This window comes from Variovorax sp. OK212 (genome assembly GCF_900112425.1).
Lineage (GTDB): Bacteria > Pseudomonadota > Gammaproteobacteria > Burkholderiales > Burkholderiaceae_C > Variovorax.
Map to the genome: position 1 here is coordinate 117,066 of NZ_FOLP01000001.1, position 17,485 is coordinate 134,550.

The window sequence follows — 17,485 nt, forward strand, 5'->3', positions numbered from 1 at the left end:
CCATGATCTTGGTTACCGGCGGCGCTGGCTTCATTGGCGCCAATTTCGTACTCGACTGGATCGCGAACAGCGACGAGCCGGTCGTGAACCTCGACAAACTGACCTACGCGGGCAACCTCGAGACCCTCGCGTCGCTCAAGGGCAACCCGAAGCACATCTTCGTGCAGGGCGACATCGGCGACAGCGCGCTGATCGACCGCCTGCTGGCCGAGCACAAGCCACGCGCCGTCGTGAACTTCGCCGCGGAATCGCACGTCGATCGCTCGATCCACGGCCCCGAGGATTTCGTGCAGACCAACGTGCTCGGCACCTTCCGCCTGCTCGAATCCGTGCGCGGCTTCTGGAGCGCGCTGCCGGCCGACGAGAAGACCGCCTTCCGCTTCCTGCACGTGTCGACCGACGAGGTCTACGGCTCGCTCTCGAAGACCGACCCGGCCTTCACCGAAGAACACAAGTACGAGCCCAACAGCCCGTACTCGGCCAGCAAGGCCGCCAGCGACCACCTGGTGCGCGCCTGGCACCACACCTACGGCCTGCCGGTGGTCACCACCAACTGCTCGAACAACTACGGCCCGTTCCACTTTCCCGAGAAGCTGATCCCGCTGATGATCGTCAACGCCCTGGCCGGCAAGCCGCTGCCCGTGTACGGGGACGGCATGCAGGTGCGCGACTGGCTCTACGTGAAGGACCACTGCAGCGCCATCCGCCGCGTGCTCGAAGCCGGCCGCCTTGGCGAGACCTACAACGTGGGCGGCTGGAACGAGAAGCCCAACATCGAGATCGTCAACACCGTGTGCGCGCTACTCGACGAACTCAGCCCCAAGGCCGGCGGCCAGCCGTACAAGGAACAGATCACCTACGTCACCGACCGCCCGGGCCACGACCGCCGCTACGCCATCGACGCACGCAAGCTCGAAGCAGAGCTCGGCTGGAAGCCCGCCGAAACCTTCGACACCGGCATCCGCAAGACCGTGGAGTGGTACCTCGCGAACAGCGCATGGGTGAGCAACGTGCAAAGCGGCGCCTACCGCGAATGGGTCGAGAAGCAGTACGACGCTGCGCCTGCCGCATCGGCGAAGGCCACCGCATGAAGTTGCTGCTGCTGGGCAAGGGCGGACAGGTCGGCTGGGAACTGCAGCGCAGCCTGGCGCCGCTGGGTGAACTGGTCGCGCTCGATTTCGACAGCACCGACCTGCATGCCGACTTCAGCCGCCCCGAGCAACTGGCCGAGACCGTGCTGAAGGTGCGCCCCGACGTCATCGTCAATGCCGCGGCGCACACCGCCGTCGACAAGGCCGAGAGCGAACCCGACTTCGCGCGCAAGCTCAATGCAACGTCACCCGGCGTGGTGGCGCAGGCGGCGCAGCAGATCGGCGCGATGATGGTGCATTACTCCACCGACTACGTCTTCGACGGCAGCGGCACCCGCCCCTGGAAGGAAGACGACGCCACCGGCCCGCTCAGCGTGTACGGCCAGACCAAGCTCGAAGGCGAGCAACTGGTGGCCCAGCACTGCGCCAAGCACCTGATCTTTCGCACCAGCTGGGTGTATGCCGCGCGCGGCGGCAACTTTGCCAAGACCATGCTGCGGCTGGCGAAGGAGCGCGACAAGCTCACCGTCATCGACGACCAGTTCGGCGCGCCGACCGGTGCCGAGCTGCTGGCCGACGTGACGGCGCATGCCATTCGGGCCACGCTGCAGGACCCGGCCAAGGCGGGGCTCTACCACGCGATTGCCGGCGGTGAAACGACATGGCACGGCTATGCGCGCTTCGTGCTCGAGATGGCGCAGCAGGCGGGTGTCGAACTCAAGGCGGGCCCGGACGCCGTCGAGCCCGTGCCGACCAGCGCCTTCCCGACGCCGGCGAAGCGCCCGCACAACTCGCGCCTGGACACCACCAAGCTGCAGGCCACCTTCGGCCTGCGCCTGCCGCCTTGGCAGGAAGGCGTCGCGCGCATGCTGCGCGAGACGCTCTGAGAAGCGAATACCCAAGAGAAAAAAACGCATGACCACGACAACGCAACGCAAGGGCATCATCCTGGCCGGTGGCTCGGGCACCCGCCTGCACCCGGCCACGCTGGCAATGAGCAAGCAACTCCTGCCGGTGTACGACAAGCCGATGATCTACTACCCGCTGAGCACGCTGATGCTCGGCGGCATGCGCGACATCCTGATCATCAGCACGCCGCAGGACACGCCGCGCTTTCAGCAACTTCTGGGCGACGGCAGCCAGTGGGGCATCAACCTGCAGTACGCGGTGCAGCCGAGCCCGGACGGACTGGCGCAGGCTTTCATCATTGGTGAGAAGTTCGTGGGGAATTCGCCGAGTGCGCTGGTGCTGGGGGACAATATTTTTTATGGGCATGATCTCGCAACGCTGCTGCGCGACGCCGACAACAAGGCTGAAGGCGCCACGGTCTTTGCATACCATGTGCATGACCCGGAGCGCTATGGGGTCGTTGCTTTCGATGCGCAAGGCAAGGCCAGCAGCATTGAGGAGAAACCGGCCGAGCCTAAAAGCAGCTACGCCGTTACCGGCTTGTACTTCTATGACAACCAAGTCGTCGATATCGCTAAAGCTGTGAAACCAAGCGCGCGTGGAGAGTTGGAGATTACTGCTGTGAACGAGGCGTATCTTCACAAGAACGTGCTCAACGTGCAGATCATGCAGCGCGGCTACGCGTGGCTCGACACCGGCACGCACGAGAGTCTGCTCGAAGCAGGGCAGTTCATCGCCACGCTGGAGCATCGGCAGGGCTTGAAGATCGCGTGTCCGGAGGAGATCGCGTGGCGAGCGGGCTGGATCGATGCTGCCCAAGTCGAGAAGCTGGCGGAACCACTGCGTAAGAACGGCTACGGCCAGTATTTGCAGCGCATGCTCAAGGAAGGGGCCGTGCGATGAAGGTCACGCCGACGGCCATTCCCGACGTTTTGATCCTCGAGCCGAAGGTGTTCGGCGATGAGCGGGGGTTTTTTATGGAGAGCTTCAATCAGCGCGCCTTCGATGAGGCCGTGGGCTATCACGTCGACTTCGTGCAGGACAATCACTCGCGCTCAAGCAAGGGTGTCTTGCGGGGGTTGCACTACCAAGTCCAACAGCCACAGGGCAAGTTGGTGCGAGTGGTTCGTGGTGTGGTGTTCGATGTGGCCGTGGATATCCGCCGATCTTCGCCCACCTTCGGGCAGTGGGTCGGTGTCGAGTTGACGGAAAGCAATCACCGGCAGTTGTGGGTGCCTGTAGGGTTTGCGCACGGATTCATCGTCGTGAGCGAAACGGCTGACTTTCTCTATAAGACGACTGATTACTATGCGCCTGCGCATGAGCGATGCATCTTGTGGAGTGACGCCTCTCTCGATATTGCGTGGCCGAATGTTGGGCAGGCCCCGGCTCTTTCTGCCAAGGACGGCGCCGGGCTGTCGATGAAACAGGCGGAATTTTTCGAATAGAAGACGAGTGCTGCGGATTGGCTTGCCGCTGCTATTGTCGAGATGGTCAAGGCCGTCGGATTTGCTAGCCATCTCCTATTTTTATAACTCCCATTGGAATTTTTATGCCTTCATTCTTTCCAGAACACCAGATACCAGATGCTGGACTGTACGCGGACGCGTATTTCGAAAGAATCACGGCTGCAGCGAAGACTGTGGATCGTGGCGCGCTTGCAGCCGCTGGGCGCCTTCTTGCGGAACGTGCTATCCAGGGAAAGATGATCTTTTCATGTGGCAATGGGGGGTCGGCAGCCATTTCCAACCACCTGGTTTGCGACTGCATGAAAGGTGTTCGCGGCAATAGCTGGCTGAAGCCAAAGGTGAATAGCCTTTCGTCCGCAGTCGAACTGATTACCGCGATTGTCAACGATATCGGGCCCGAAGAGATGTTCTCGTTCCAGCTGACGTCAATGGCATCCGAGGGCGACGTCCTTATCGCAATCAGCTCGTCTGGTGCTTCGCCCAACATCATCAAGGCACTCAACACGGCGCGCGAGATGAAGATGGCAACGATCGCCATGACCGGGTTTTCTGGTGGCGATTCCGCTCGTCTCGCCGACGTCAGTCTTCACGTGGATGCGGAGAATTACGGTGTCGTCGAGGATGTGCATCAGTCGCTAATGCACATCCTGGCGCAATACCTTCGCCAGAGTCACCTGACAGATCCCTCCCTGCTGGGAACGCTCAAGTTCTAGCATCTGACATGCCGGCCTTGGCAAACAACGTCTAGCTTAAGGTCCGCTGTTACCAATGGCCTTCCTATTGTGAGATTCCAATGAAATTGCACCTGATTACTGGTGGCGCTGGTTTTGTCGCTGTCAACCTGACGCGCCGTCTGCTTAAAGAAGGTGGCGCTGTTCTGGCCTTGGATGACTTGTCCCGTGGACGGCGTGAACTGGTGGCGGAATTCGACAGCCATCCCTCTTTCAGTTTTCAGCAAGTGGACTGCTCCGATCTGGACGCCTTGTCGACGGCGATCCAGGAGGCCGGTGCACCTGTTGCTCATGTCTGGCATCTGGCCGCCAACTCGGATATCCCCGCAGGGGTGGCCGATCCGCGTATTGATCGTGATCGCACGTTCCTGACTACTTTTGCCGTGCTCGAAGCGATGCGCCGGCATGAAATTCCGGAAATGCACTTCGCGTCAAGTTCGGCCATCTACGGCGATCTCGGCGAACTTGAAATTCATGAGGACATCGGCCCGTTGCAGCCGATCTCCAACTACGGGGCCATGAAGCTGGCATCGGAAGCGCAGATCCGGGCGGCAGTTGAAGCTTTCCTCCCGCGCGCAGACATCTTCCGATTTCCGAACGTCATCGGGGTGCCGGCGACTCATGGCGTGATTTTTGATTTCATCCGCAAGCTGAAGGCAACCCCTGAACAACTGCAGGTTCTTGGGGATGGCACACAGCAGAAGGCTTATCTGCACGTCGACGACCTGATCGACGCAATGCTTCACGTGAGCCGGATCGAGGGGCGCTACAAGGTGTTTAACATCGGGCCGAAGGACGATGGCGTCACGGTGCGCATGATTGCGCAGACAGTGCGCGACCGAGTGTCTCCGAGAGCCGACATCGTCTTTGGCGAGGGCAACCGCGGTTGGGTGGGCGATGTCCCGCGCTTCCGCTATTCGACTCAGCGTCTCGCTGCCAGTGGCTGGAGCCCTCAGCTTGATTCCACGCAAGCCATGGTCCGCGCGGTCGACGAAATCGCGCGCGAGGAGTTGGCTGAGTGACACAGGCGGTCATTCTTGCGGGCGGCAAGGGCACCCGGCTGGCAGAGCGCCTGAACGGGCGGCCCAAGCCTCTCGTGGATGTCAACGGGACACCGTTGCTGGAGCTTCAGGTCCGCACGCTCGCGCATCACGGGATCGATGACGTCGTCGTTCTGGTCAACCACGCGGCAGACCAGATCCAGGCTTTCTTCGAGCAGAGCCAGTTTCCCAGCCGGGTGCGTCTTTTCGACGATGGCGAGCCGCGCGGGACGGCGGGTGCCCTCTTGGCGTGCCTGAACGAACTGGACGATCAATTCATCATCGTCTATGGCGATACGCTGTTCGACATCGATATCGGGCACATGCTGGCCGCACACGAGGCTTCAGGTGCGGATGCCACCCTGCTACTGCATCCGAATGATCATCCAGCGGACTCTGATCTCGTGGAGATCGATGCATCTGGCCGGGTGCAGGCGTTTCACGGTTACCCGCACCCGAACGGCGCCGAGTTGCGCAACCTCGTCAATGCGGCCTTCTACATCGTCGAGAAGAAGGCGCTTCTGGCCTGGTGCGACTTTCCTGTGCCCTGTGACTTCGCCAAAGACCTATTTCCGGCCATGGTGCGCGCCGGCGCGCACATCGCAGGCTATGTCAGCTTCGAGTACATCAAGGACCTGGGCACGCCCAAGCGACTCGACAAAGTGGAAAGGCACCTCCGTTTGGGCGTTGTTCAACGGGCCAGTCGGCAGCACCTGCAAAAGGCTGTGTTTTTGGACCGGGACGGAACCCTCAATGTGCTTCGCGACTACGTGCGCCGGCCCGTGGATTTCGAACTTCTGCCGCATGCCGCCGACGCTGTGCGTGCGTTCAACAACGCGGAGTACCGCGTTGTTGTGGTGACGAATCAACCGGTGCTTGCGCGTGGAGAGGCCAGCTTCGGCGACCTGCAGCGTATCCACAACCGGCTGGAAAGCCGGCTGGGCGATGCCGGTGCCTATGTCGATGCGATCTACTTCTGCCCGCACCACCCGGATACAGGTTTTGCCGGAGAAGTGCCGGCGCTGAAAATCGTGTGCAATTGTCGCAAGCCTCAGCCCGGCATGATCCACGAGGCAATGACGGCGATGAACATCCAAGCCGCTGACTCCTGGATGATCGGTGATAGCACCGCCGACATTCTGGCGGCGCGGCGAGCCAAGCTGCGTTCGGTTCTGGTGGAAACCGGGGAGGCGGGAGGTGATGGCAAATTCACAGCCGCGCCCGACTTTCGTTTCGCACACATCGGCGCTGCAGCACATTTCATCGTTCACACTTATTCACTGCTTGTTGCTGCCGTCCACGAATGGGTGCTCAAAATCCAGCCTGGTGATCTTGTATTGATCGGCGGCTTGGCGCGTACCGGGAAGTCGACCATCGCCAGCGTGTTGAAGTCCGAATTGGTCGCTCGCAAGCTGGATGCTCAAGTGCTGTCGCTCGATCGCTGGTTGCTGCCCGCTGCTGAACGAACCGAGGGCGTCTTGGGGCGCTATGCGCTGGAAGAGGCGAAAAAAGATCTCAAAGACTGGCTCTCCGGCGGCGCGGTCAACGCTGACTTGCCGTCCTTCGATCGGATGCTTCGCGAACGGGGCCTGTCCGAGCGCATGGTGCTTGCGCAAGACACTGTCGTGATTCTGGAGGGTGTCCCCGCGTTGCTTGCCGATTGGCGGGGTGAGCGGCGGATTTGGCGTCTCCACATCGAAGCCGCGGAAGCACCGCGGCGTGTTCGTGTCGAGGCCGACCTCATCGCACGCCGCCTGGCTGATGAACAAGGGGCGGTGCAAGCCTACGAGCAGCGACAGCAGGACGAAGCGCCATCAGTGGTCGCTGCGCGGGCCACGGCTGACGATGTGCTTGACTTTGATTTCATTTTTCCATTTGACACCCCATGATCATTAGCCGGACACCGTTGCGGATGAGTTTTGTTGGAGGCGGAAGCGATCTGCCAAGCTACTACCGACAGCATGGCGGTGCAGTGCTTTCGACCGCCGTAGATAAATATGTCTATGTGAGCGTCAACAAGAAGTTCGATGGCGGAATCCGAATTGCGTATTCCAAGACCGAAGAGGTCGACCACATCGAAAAGATCGAGCATCGCCTGGTTCATGCGACGCTTCAAATGTTGGAAATCCAAGGTGGTATTGAAGTCACGAGCACTGCCGATATTCCCTCACGCGGCACCGGGCTAGGGTCGTCCAGTGCCTTTACCGTCGGGTTGATCAACGTACTTTCGGCCTATTTGGGGCGGCATGTCTCGGCAGAACAGCTGGGGCGATTGAGCTGCGAAATTGAAATTGAGCGGTGCAACGAACCGATCGGAAAACAGGATCAGTATGCGTCGGCGTACGGTGGATTGAGCCTCATTGAATTCAAACCGGATGACAGCGTTTTGGTGACGCCGCTCGTGTTGCAGCGAAAGATCCGAGAGGCCATTGAAAGCAGTATTGTTGTTTTTTACACGGGTATTACGCGCAGCGCTTCGGGCATCCTGAAAGAGCAGTCATCGAATGTGGCTGACAGTGCGAGCAAGCAAAAGATGCTGAGCCGCATGGTTGAGCTGGTTTATGAATTACGCGACGAATTACAGAGCGGCCATTTGGACTCGATGGGTGAAATTCTCGATGAAAACTGGCGGCTAAAAAAGCAATTGGCCTCTGGCATCACCAGCAGCGCAATTGATGACTGGTATGTGAAGGCCAAAGCCAATGGCGCGCTCGGTGGTAAATTGTTGGGTGCGGGCGCAGGCGGATTTTTGATGTTCTATGCGCCGCCTGAACGCCATGATGCTATTGAAAAGGCGCTCGGCCTGCGCCGGATAAATTTCGGATTTGAACCTTTGGGGAGTCGAATAATTTTCTACAATCCGACTGACCTGTAGTTTTAATGGGCATCTGCTCTGCGCCTGCAATAGTTTGCGCAAACTATCATCTTGAATTAAAAAATAAAACTGCCCATGTATCCTCCACGCGTATCAGTTGTCATCCCAACGCGAAATTCCGAAAAATATCTGAAGGAGGCGTTGAACAGCATCCTGGGGCAGACTTTCACGGATTTTGAAGTTCTGATTGTTGATGACAATTCGACAGATGGCACTTTGGACCTCATTCGCGGCTATGAGGACTCTCGCATCACAGTGTTGAAAGGGCCAGGCAAAGGTCTTGCTGCCGCATTGAATTTTGCTTATCGCGAAGCTCGAGGCGAATTCATTGCACGCATGGATGCGGATGACATTGCGGAAGTCACGAGACTCGGAAAGCAGGTGGCGTTTCTCGAGGAGCATCTCGACGTAGGGGTTTGCGGAACGAAATTTCAGCAGTTCATGGACGGTGATGCCATTCACCATCACATGGAGAACGTCCGCTATGTCGACATGCTCATGGGTTGCTATATCGGTCATCCTACGACAATGCTGCGACGCCAGCTGTTCGCCGAAAACAATCTCTTCTATGACGAGTCGATGCGTTTTAGCGAGGATTATGATTTGTGGACGCGTGCCATTCGGGTCACGAAATTGGGAAATGTCCAAGAGGTCTTGCTTCGCTATCGCCGCCACAATGAAAGTGCGTCGATTGCGCATATGGACGAAATGCATCGGCTGGACGTCGGTGTCAAGATCCGGATGATCGGTTACCTCGTGGGCGACCTGTCACCAGCCGATGTTGCACAGATCACAGCAATGTTGAGGGGCGAGTCCGTCGATGAAGCCGGCCGGCTTGATATGCTGGCGAAATTGATGGCATCCATCAAGCGCACCGACCTTTGCTCGCCAATTGAGCTGGCCTCCGTTTTCCATCAGATCAAGCCGCTGGCCAGAGATGATTTTGCTCGCCTGTGCAGCGACATCATTAGCGATATTCCGATCTTCGTCATCTCGTTCAACCATCTGACTTATCTGCAGGCAAGTATTGATTACTTTGAAAAAGCAGGATTCAAGAACATCCATATCATCGATAATGCCTCAGCGTATCCGCCGCTTGTCGAGTATCTGCGTGCCTCCCCGCACAGGGTGCACTATATGGGGATCAACTATAAACATACAGTTTTGTTCGACTCTTTGAAATTCAAAAAGATTGTCGATTCAAACTATTTTGTGTTGACCGACCCGGATGTCCTTCCCGTCGAAGAATGTCCATTGAATTTTCTGTATGCTTTTCTTGATGTCTTGCTGAGCCACCCAGCCAAGAACAAGGTCGGATTTTCCCTCAAGCTAGATGATCTGCCGGATCACTATGAGCTGAAGGAAAATGTTCTCAAGTGGGAAGGGCGGTTCTACGCGAAGCCGAAGGAGCATGGCGCGCTGACGGCTTACGATGCGCCGGTGGACACGACATTTGCGTTGTATCGTCCACGGAAAGAATGGCGTACGTCTGATTTCTTCTCTGCATTCCGAATGGGTTACCCATACGAAGCGAGGCATTTGCCGTGGTACCGGGATCTTTCGAAGCTGACGGACGAAGAAATTTACTATCGCAGTCTGGATCAGGGAAGTAGTAATTGGAACGGCACGATGAGTGCCGAGCAGCTTCACAAGAAATATGGTACTGGAGTGGCGCCAGATGCAAATGCTGATCAGGTGAAGGAACAGGATGCGCAAGCTGTACTACAGAATACCTTTGGCGACACCTTCAAGCGTCGCCGTATTGGCGAGCTGCGTGGATATTTTCTCAACGGCCGCTGGCCCTTGCTAAATTTGCAAACTGTTCCCGGCGAGAGTATCTGTACGACGCTTTATGTTTTTGGAAAATTCCCTCTGATGAGCAAAACTACAGACATCCAAAATCACGTATATCGCGTGTTTGGTGTACTTCCTGTGTGGAAGAAGGATAAGGAGGATATTGAATGAAGCGTTTGTGTCTTTTTGCTGGCTATAGTCCCGAAAATAGGGTCGATGACTATGTGATTTATTATTTAAGCGAGCTTTCCAAGTTTGCTGATGTTTATTATCAGGCGGCAAGCCATGCCAGCGAGGAGGAGCTTCAAAAGCTGGATAAGGTCACTCGCGGGCGATGGGCGCAGGCGCATGAAAAGTACGATTTCGGCTCTTGGCAGAAATTGATTTTTCGGCTTGGGTGGCAGGAGATAGAAAAGTATGACGCTGTCATCCTGGCGAATGACAGCAACTATGGCCCTGTACGAGACCTTGCAGAAATCTTCGACCGCATGGACTCTGCGGGTCTGGATGTGTGGGGCATCACTGAGAATTATGGCAACGCACGGCACCTGCAGAGTTATTTCTTGACACTGAACCGGCCAGTTGTCGGGAGCGCATTTTTTCGGAATTTCTTCGAATCCATTGCGATCGAAGAGTCAAAGCAGAGAATATGTGAAAAATATGAAATCGGATTCAGCAAGCTGCTTGCTGAGAATGGATTTTCCTTTGCGCCATTAATTGACAGATCCGTTCTTGAAATTCCGTTCGGTGAAGATATTTCGACCTATCAGAACACGCTTCTTCAGAACGGTTCGCCCTTCCTGAAGCGCAAGGTATTTTCATCGCGCAACTTTGCGAATGAAAACCTCACGCAGACGCGGGCGCTGTTGGAAGAGCGGAAGTACCCACTTGCCTGGATCGCCCCCCCCGCGGAGCGGCATGAGCCTGTGTGCGAAGAGGAGCCGGAGGCCGCGCAAACGCAATTGGAAGCGCTTGTGAAGCGCGCGGGGGACTTTCAGGCGCAAGAGGGATTGCCGCCAGTGGCGCCCCTGTCAATTCGCGCTTTGGTCAAGCGGATGTTGAAGCCGTTCTACCAACCTTTCAAATTGAGGGTGGTCGACAAGCTGGCCGGCATTGAGCATCGAGTCGGTCATCTTGCAGAAAAGACTGTCAAGATCGACAGTGATGTCGGTGATCTGCGAAGCGATGTCGGCGCGCTGCGAAGTTCGGTCGACGGCTTGCCCAGTTTCTTTGTCGATGTTCGCGCGCAAGTGTCGGGCTTGGCTCAAGGGTCTCGCGACACCGCCGCGCAAATAGCCGCTCTCCAAGTCCAGATGACGGCGCTTTCTCGGAACTCGACAAACACGCTCAGCCGCGTGAGTGATGTTCAGACATCCGTCGCGGAGCTGCACGGGCATCTGGACTGGGTGCAACGGGATATCCTGATTGCGCTGATGTCGAATATCGATCTCAAAAGCTTGCAGGGCTTCAAGTGCGTCACGGACTATCCAGTGGCCTACGACAGTCCGGATCACATTCATCCTGTAGGAACGGTTCTCGATCACACGCGGCATCCACGCTTCATCCGCGCTTGCGAGGACTTCTTTGGTTCTTCTGGCAATCAGTTGTCTTTCTTGGACCTCGGCTGTTCAGCGGGGGGGATGGTGCTCGACGCAGTCCTGCGGGGCCATATTGGCGTTGGCCTTGAGGGAAGCGACATCTCCAGGCTGCAGCAACGTGCTGAATGGCGGCTTCTCCGCGATTCCCTCTTCACGTGTGATGTGACCCGCCCCTTTGAGCTTGGCCGCGGCGAGGTCGAAACATTCAAGTTCGACGTGATCTCAGCCTGGGAAGTGCTCGAGCATCTGACAGCCGAGGGGGTGGAGGGCCTGTTTGCCAATCTTGCACGCCATACTCGTCCGGGAAGCATCTTCGCCTGCTCAATCTCCCAGGTAGACGGTGGCTTCACGGAAGATGGCACCCCCTTGCACCAAACGTTGGAGCCGCTTCCTTGGTGGCAAGAGCGGGCAGCGAAATATGGCTTTGACGTACTAGATTCAAAGGCCTTCCTGCCGCTGGACTTCGCTCGGGGCAATGGCAATTCCAGCGTTTACTATCGTCCAGCGCACAGCTACCAGGAGAAGGACGGCGATTGCTTCCTCGTCGTTTTTCAGCGTCGAAGAGGCTAAGGGTTTCGGCCACGGAATTGCGGTGGCCGCGTAAGTTGCTTACGTGGGTCCGTGGAACTTCTGACGGCACGCCGCGCGGCTGAGTTGCTGAGCCTTGGCTCGGTTTCCTAAGGGTCACGGCTGGCGCGACTCGGCGCACTTCCTGGGGCGCAATCCTCGATAGTCCGCCCTGAGCAATCCTCAACCCTTTGATCTTGTTGGTGATTTCGATACCTCCTCGGTGCACGAATTGCAAGGTGATACGTTGAACAATGCAGTTTCCTTGTAGATTTCGACGAGGTTTTTCGATGGGTCCCCAACTACCCCCAGCGCAGTCCGAGGAGTTTTTTCGTCCTCGGCTCGAGGGGCAGATCAACACGGAGCATGCGCTGGTGCGACTGGCCGCGTTGATCGGCTGGAGCGGGATTGAGCGCACGTTCGATGCACACTTCAGTTGCGAGGTTTACCCACAGACCGATCCCCCATCGATCCGAGCAGGCTCACGCGCTGGAGGACGCGCGTCGATGAGGAGGGGAGGGCGTTGTTGACGGCGACCATCGATGTTGCGCGCCGCGGCGGGGTCGTGAGGGCGTTCAGCGTGGATCGCGTTGTCGTCGATATGACCGTGATGCTCAAGACCATTGCGCACCCGACGTGCAGCGAGGTGCTGGAGCGAAGCCGCCAGCACCTGTTGAAAACCGCCGAAGAACACGGTCTGTGCCTGCGCCAGCCCTACAACCACAAGATCGGCGCATTGCTCGCTCGCACGGGCCGCATCCTCGCCCAGCGCACGAAGGACAAGAGCAAGAGCTGTATGCCTCGAAGGTCGAGTGCATCTCCAAGGGCCGGGCGCAAGCCGACCACGGCGATCGTGGGCAAGGGCCACTGGGACGTGGACATCGAAGATACACGCGTCCAGAGGTCAGGTCAGAAGCGCGACATCACCCGAATGCTGAGAGCGATGATCGATCGGCGCATCGCCATAAGCCCGTGATCGGGGACATGACGATGGACGGACGCCTCGCCCGGAACCCGCTCAAGGGTGCCTTGGGCGATGCGCTGCACGCGGTGAGGTGCAGCGCTGGTCAAAACCTGCGCCAGATTCTCGCGAAGCGGCGGCTTCTCTGCACTCGAATCGGCGTCGACCTGCATGCACTGCTGGCTGCACCGATGCCGACAGCGGTGCGTTGTGTCACGTTTTGAATTCATCTGAAGCCGGATTGTTCAGGGCGGACTGGATAATCGGCGCCTTGGCAGAACCTCCGATGAATGGTCGTCAAAAGCCGCCTATCTAACAATCAATCCCGGTGCTTGAGGACAAAAAAATGAGTGTGCGTGCGCGCCGACTGTTGGCATTCTTGAAAGAGAACGGAGCCTCGGCAACGGTGCGGCTTCTTCGCACTAAATTAGGTGCGGCGGTTGCAGGCCGACCTGTGCTCAACAAGATCAAGGCGGGATCGTTGATCGCCGGAGTCGCCGGACCGCCGGGAACTGTCAGTGAAGTCGTCCGGTTTCAATTTCCCAGCCTTCAGCCGCTGGCGACCTACCTGATTCCGAGGCCTTCGCTTCCGCGTATCAGCCTGATTACCGACAGCATCGGCAGCGGCAGCCTGTTTGGTGGTGTAGGCACTGCACTGCTGTTTGCCGCGCAGTTGGCCAACCGAATGAATGCAACGCTGCGGATCGTGACGCGAACCGAAACGCCATCGCCGAAGAATGTGCTGCAGATACTGAGTGCCTACGGAATCCAGCTCCGACACGAGATCCAGTTTGCCTTTGCGCCTGTCCCTGGCAACGACGATGGAGCTGGACCGACCGATGGCGCAACGTCAGGTCTGGACATCGGCCCGGACGAGACGTTCGTCACCACCTCGTGGTGGACGACTGCCGCCGCGCTCTCCAGTGTTCCTCGAACCTCGATCGTCTACCTTCTTCAGGAGGACGAGCGGATGTTCTATCCGTTCGGGGAAGAGCGGGTTCAATGCGAGCAGGTTCTGCGCAGCGAAGATATCCGGTTCGTCGTCAATACGCGGCTCCTGTTCGATCATCTGGTCGACAACGGCCTGGAACAACTGAAACGCAACGGGCTCTGGTTTGAACCCGCGTTTCCGAAATCGTTGTTCCAGCCGCGGCAGAACGAGTCGGGCGGCAAGAAGCGCTTCTTCTTCTATGCCCGGCCGAACAATCCGCGCAACCTGTTCCACATCGGCCTCGACATCATCGATCAGGCGATAAACAAGGGCATCCTCGACCTCGCGCAGTGGGATGTGTTTTTGGTCGGCAAAGACATTCCGAAGGTGATCTTCGGCGACGGCTACCTGCCCACGCAGTGCGAGGGCCTGAACTGGGAGGCGTATGCGGATCTCGCGGGAACGATTGACCTCGGGCTGTGCCTGATGTGCACGCCGCACCCCAGCTACCCGCCGCTCGATCTCGCGGCCAGCGGCGCTGTCGTGGTGACCAACAAGTTTGGCAACAAGCAGGATCTGTCGAGCTATTCGCAGAACATCATTTGTGCCGATTTGGACACAGAGGCGCTTCTCGATGCGCTTCGTGAGGGCGTAGCGCTTGCGCAAGACGGGGGGGCGCGCAGCCGCAATTTCGCTGCCAACGGTCTGAGCGGGGACTGGGCCCAGTCGTTCGAGACCACCCTCCAGTCGCTTGTGGCGGGGCGCTGATGTTCGCTCTGGACGTCGTCCCCCCTGTTGCTTATGCAGACCCGTGGCTGCAGCCTCTCTCCCGGAGGTTGGCGACGCTTCAACGCGGCGCGCAACGGGTTGCCTACTTCTACGAAGAGCCCAACAACAGCACCTTCCGCTACCGTGCATACAACATGGCGCAGGTGCTCAACGAGTCGGGTGAGGGGCAGGTGTCGGCCAGCTATTTCTTCCTGTCGGACAGTGATCGCTTCGACGAGATCGCCGACGCTGCGGACCTGCTGGTGATCTGCCGGTCGCGGTATTGCCACCAGGTGAACGGCTTGATCACCAAGTTCAGGGCGCGCGGCAAGAGGGTGTTGTTTGATGTAGACGACCTGGTGGTCGACACGGACTACGCTCATTTGGTTGTGGCCACCCTCGGTCTCGATGTCTCGCAGAAGGGGGTGTGGGACGACTGGTTCGCGATGATTGCCCGCATGCACCAGACGCTGCGGTTGTGCGACGGCGTCATAACGACCAACACGTTTCTCGCGCAGAAGATCGCGGATTGCTCCGGCTTGCCGGTGACGGTCGTGCCGAACTTCATGAACAAAGAGCAGCTTGCCGTGGCCGAGAAGGTCTTTGCTGCAAAGGAGCGCGCGCGCTTTGTCGGCAACGGCAAGATCACCTTAGGCTACTTCAGCGGCTCACCGTCGCACCGCCTTGACTACGCGATCGTGGAGCCCGCGCTGGCCGACGTGCTTTCCGAACGTCCGGACGTCGAGGTGATGGTTGTTGGCTACATCGACCATGGGCCTGCGATGCGCGAGTTCGGCCATCGCGTCAGCCGCCAGCCGTTTCACGACTATGTGAACTTGCAGCGCTTGCTCGGCACGGTCGAATTCAACCTGATGCCGCTGCAGTCGAATGCATTCACGGACTGCAAGTCGGAACTGAAGTACTTCGAGGCGGCCAGCGTCGGGACATTGAGCATCGCTTCACCGAGCTACACCTACAGCCGTGCCATCCGAGACGGCGAGACGGGATACCTGTCGAAGGCCCACGAGTGGACCGAGTCGATCCTCAGGGCCATCGACAACAGCGAAGCCTATGGATCGATGGCGGCGCAGGCCCGCAAAGACGCGTTGCTCAAGTTCGGCTGGCAACGCCAGACCAAAACCATCCTCAACGCGTTGCAGCTGGGCTGAGCCAGCGCTGCTCAGCGCTCGACGATCCTTCCGTGCTCCATGTGGATGACGCGGTTGCATTCCTTCGCAATCAGTTCCGGCGAGTGTGACGCCAAGACCAGAATGCCCGACTTCGACACCACATCACGCATCCGCTTTTCAGCCTTCTCAGTGAAATCTGCGTCGCCCACCGAGAGCCATTCGTCCATCAGCAGGATGTCGGCTTCGACGCTGGTCGAGATCGAGAAGGCGAGCCGCATCATCATGCCCGTCGAGTAGGTGCGAACAGGCATGTTGACGTATTCGCCCAGCCCGCTGAATTCGCAGATATCGGGCGTGAGCCGGTCGACCTCTTTCTTGCTCATGCCCATCACCAAGCCGCGCAGCATGATGTTCTCGATGCCGGTGGCGTCCATCTCGATGCCGAGCGCAGGGTCGATCAGGCTGGCCACCGAGCCCTGGCGGGCGAATTCACCGGAGGACGGCTCGTAGACTCCCGCCAGCGTGCGCAACAGCGTGGATTTGCCAGCGCCGTTGTGACCGATCAGGCCCAGTCGGTCGCCGCTCTTGAGTTCGAGGTTGAGGCCGCTGAGGGCCTGCACTACTGTGACCCCGGTTTCCTTGCCGAAGCGCCCCCCGGTGACAGAAGCCGCCAGCGTCTTCTTGAGGGAAGCCGAGCCCGCTCCGTAGATGGGGAAGCTGACGGAAACATTTTTGAGTGAAATGGATGTCATGGATCAGAGCCAGTAGACGACGCGACGGCGGTATTTGACGAACAGCACGCTCGCGAGGGACAGGCACAGAACGGTCCACACGCCGATACCGATCCAGCTGTGGATGTGGGCCACACCACCCATGAGCGGTGTGCGCAGCAGGTCGAGCATTTGCGCGAAGGGGTTCCACAGTACGTACTTGGCGCGGCCCGGAAGATTTTCAGGCAGCCAGAAGACAGGGGTAAGGAACATCAGCATCTGCATGATGCTGGTGACGATCTGGGTCACGTCGCGGTAACGGGTGCAAATGAGGCCCAGGAGCATGCCGAGAGCATGCGCGTTGACGATGAGGATCAGGAAGGCCGGAACGATCAGGAGGGCCGACCATGACAATGAAATGCCGGCCCAGAGGGCGACAGGGATGTACAGCACGATCTGGTGCGCGAACTGGATCAAATTGCGCGACAAGCCTCGCCAGACGAAAAGGCTGATCGGGAAATAGCCCTGCTTCAGGTAGTTGGCGGAGCCGACGAAGGCATTGCAGGCGTCGGTGACCATGCTTGAGAAGAGGCCCCAGAAGATCACGCCGAGCGCCAGGTGGGGAAAGAACTTGTCCAGATGGGTGCCGAAGAGGGAGGCGTACAGCGGACCCATGCCGCCGATCATGACGCCCATGCTCAGCGTGAGCCACAGCGGGCCCAGCATGGAGCGTCGGTAGCGCAGAACAATGTCGAACCAGGCGAGGGTCCACCAGATGTCCGTGCGGCGTGTGCCTTCCCACCAGTCGGCCCAGGCGCTGCGGTGAAGGTTGGAGTGAACTTGGCTCATGTGCGTCGATACGAGTCTGCAGGGCGGACGGTAGCGTCTTCGCCCCTGGAGCCTCCGGACTG

14 protein-coding genes and 1 pseudogene are annotated in these 17,485 nt (G+C 58.6%); 13 read left to right on the forward strand and 2 right to left on the reverse strand.

Annotated elements, in window-relative coordinates; genetic code table 11:
- Positions 1-2 precede the first annotated feature (2 nt).
- From rfbB to BM004_RS00495, 13 genes and pseudogenes are all read left to right on the forward strand, one after another.
- The gene (gene rfbB / locus BM004_RS00435) at positions 3-1,091 is read left to right on the forward strand and encodes a dTDP-glucose 4,6-dehydratase (protein ID WP_093210578.1); all 1,089 of its coding nucleotides are present in this window, start codon (positions 3-5) and stop codon (positions 1,089-1,091) included.
- The gene (gene rfbD, locus BM004_RS00440) at positions 1,088-1,978 is read left to right on the forward strand and encodes a dTDP-4-dehydrorhamnose reductase (RefSeq protein ID WP_093210580.1); all 891 of its coding nucleotides are present in this window, start codon (positions 1,088-1,090) and stop codon (positions 1,976-1,978) included. The genes rfbB and rfbD overlap by 4 nt, the downstream gene beginning before the upstream one ends.
- Before the next feature lie 28 nt (positions 1,979-2,006).
- Positions 2,007-2,903, forward strand: a complete 897-nt coding sequence (gene rfbA / locus BM004_RS00445) for a glucose-1-phosphate thymidylyltransferase RfbA (protein ID WP_093210582.1) — start codon at positions 2,007-2,009, stop codon at positions 2,901-2,903.
- Positions 2,900-3,448, forward strand: a complete 549-nt coding sequence (gene rfbC / locus BM004_RS00450; protein WP_093210584.1) for a dTDP-4-dehydrorhamnose 3,5-epimerase — start codon at positions 2,900-2,902, stop codon at positions 3,446-3,448. Before rfbA ends, rfbC begins: the two co-directional genes overlap by 4 nt.
- 104 nt (positions 3,449-3,552) lie before the next feature.
- The gene (locus BM004_RS00455; protein ID WP_093210586.1) at positions 3,553-4,182 is read left to right on the forward strand and encodes a D-sedoheptulose-7-phosphate isomerase; all 630 of its coding nucleotides are present in this window, start codon (positions 3,553-3,555) and stop codon (positions 4,180-4,182) included.
- 80 nt (positions 4,183-4,262) lie between these two features.
- Positions 4,263-5,222 carry an SDR family NAD(P)-dependent oxidoreductase gene (locus BM004_RS00460; protein WP_093210588.1) on the forward strand — a complete coding sequence of 320 codons (960 nt, stop codon included), beginning with the start codon at positions 4,263-4,265 and terminating at the stop codon, positions 5,220-5,222.
- Positions 5,219-7,129, forward strand: coding sequence for an HAD-IIIA family hydrolase (locus BM004_RS00465; protein ID WP_093210590.1), 1,911 nt, complete (start codon positions 5,219-5,221; stop codon positions 7,127-7,129). The genes BM004_RS00460 and BM004_RS00465 overlap by 4 nt, the downstream gene beginning before the upstream one ends.
- Positions 7,126-8,115 (forward strand): GHMP family kinase ATP-binding protein, encoded by a 990-nt coding sequence (locus tag BM004_RS00470; protein WP_093210592.1) that lies wholly within the window; start codon positions 7,126-7,128, stop codon positions 8,113-8,115. Before BM004_RS00465 ends, BM004_RS00470 begins: the two co-directional genes overlap by 4 nt.
- A gap of 75 nt (positions 8,116-8,190) precedes the next feature.
- On the forward strand, positions 8,191-10,080 hold the full coding sequence (locus tag BM004_RS00475) for a glycosyltransferase family 2 protein (RefSeq protein WP_093210594.1): 1,890 nt from the start codon (positions 8,191-8,193) through the stop codon (positions 10,078-10,080).
- Positions 10,077-12,077, forward strand: a complete 2,001-nt coding sequence (locus tag BM004_RS00480; RefSeq protein ID WP_093210596.1) for a rhamnan synthesis F family protein — start codon at positions 10,077-10,079, stop codon at positions 12,075-12,077. The genes BM004_RS00475 and BM004_RS00480 overlap by 4 nt, the downstream gene beginning before the upstream one ends.
- 287 nt (positions 12,078-12,364) lie before the next feature.
- A pseudogene (locus BM004_RS00485) lies at positions 12,365-13,259 on the forward strand (hypothetical protein).
- 104 nt (positions 13,260-13,363) lie between these two features.
- The gene (locus BM004_RS00490; RefSeq protein WP_256219733.1) at positions 13,364-14,734 is read left to right on the forward strand and encodes a rhamnosyltransferase WsaF family glycosyltransferase; all 1,371 of its coding nucleotides are present in this window, start codon (positions 13,364-13,366) and stop codon (positions 14,732-14,734) included.
- Positions 14,734-15,903: a glycosyltransferase gene (locus BM004_RS00495; RefSeq protein ID WP_093210600.1), complete on the forward strand. Its 1,170-nt coding sequence runs from the start codon at positions 14,734-14,736 to the stop codon at positions 15,901-15,903. The genes BM004_RS00490 and BM004_RS00495 overlap by 1 nt, the downstream gene beginning before the upstream one ends.
- An 11-nt stretch (positions 15,904-15,914) precedes the next feature.
- On the opposite strand, the gene BM004_RS00500 is transcribed toward BM004_RS00495, so the two are convergent.
- Both BM004_RS00500 and BM004_RS00505 read right to left on the reverse strand, forming a co-directional pair.
- The gene (locus tag BM004_RS00500) at positions 15,915-16,616 is read right to left on the reverse strand and encodes an ABC transporter ATP-binding protein (RefSeq protein ID WP_093210602.1); all 702 of its coding nucleotides are present in this window, start codon (positions 16,614-16,616) and stop codon (positions 15,915-15,917) included.
- Between the two features lie 3 nt (positions 16,617-16,619).
- Complete coding sequence (locus BM004_RS00505; protein WP_093210604.1) at positions 16,620-17,423, reverse strand: ABC transporter permease; 804 nt, start codon at positions 17,421-17,423, stop codon at positions 16,620-16,622.
- Between the last annotated feature and the right edge of the window lie 62 nt (positions 17,424-17,485).

Excerpts from the sequence above, each read along its gene's own strand:
- rfbB (WP_093210578.1), top strand. The coding sequence starts at position 3 with ATGATCTTGGTTACCGGCGGCGCTGGCTTCATTGGCGCCAATTTCGTA.
- rfbD (WP_093210580.1), top strand. The coding sequence starts at position 1,088 with ATGAAGTTGCTGCTGCTGGGCAAGGGCGGACAGGTCGGCTGGGAACTG.
- rfbA (WP_093210582.1), top strand. The coding sequence starts at position 2,007 with ATGACCACGACAACGCAACGCAAGGGCATCATCCTGGCCGGTGGCTCG.
- rfbC (WP_093210584.1), top strand. The coding sequence starts at position 2,900 with ATGAAGGTCACGCCGACGGCCATTCCCGACGTTTTGATCCTCGAGCCG.
- BM004_RS00455 (WP_093210586.1), top strand. The coding sequence starts at position 3,553 with ATGCCTTCATTCTTTCCAGAACACCAGATACCAGATGCTGGACTGTAC.
- BM004_RS00460 (WP_093210588.1), top strand. The coding sequence starts at position 4,263 with ATGAAATTGCACCTGATTACTGGTGGCGCTGGTTTTGTCGCTGTCAAC.
- BM004_RS00470 (WP_093210592.1), top strand. The coding sequence starts at position 7,126 with ATGATCATTAGCCGGACACCGTTGCGGATGAGTTTTGTTGGAGGCGGA.
- BM004_RS00475 (WP_093210594.1), top strand. The coding sequence starts at position 8,191 with ATGTATCCTCCACGCGTATCAGTTGTCATCCCAACGCGAAATTCCGAA.
- BM004_RS00480 (WP_093210596.1), top strand. The coding sequence starts at position 10,077 with ATGAAGCGTTTGTGTCTTTTTGCTGGCTATAGTCCCGAAAATAGGGTC.
- BM004_RS00495 (WP_093210600.1), top strand. The coding sequence starts at position 14,734 with ATGTTCGCTCTGGACGTCGTCCCCCCTGTTGCTTATGCAGACCCGTGG.
- BM004_RS00500 (WP_093210602.1), bottom strand. The coding sequence starts at position 16,616 with ATGACATCCATTTCACTCAAAAATGTTTCCGTCAGCTTCCCCATCTAC.
- BM004_RS00505 (WP_093210604.1), bottom strand. The coding sequence starts at position 17,423 with ATGAGCCAAGTTCACTCCAACCTTCACCGCAGCGCCTGGGCCGACTGG.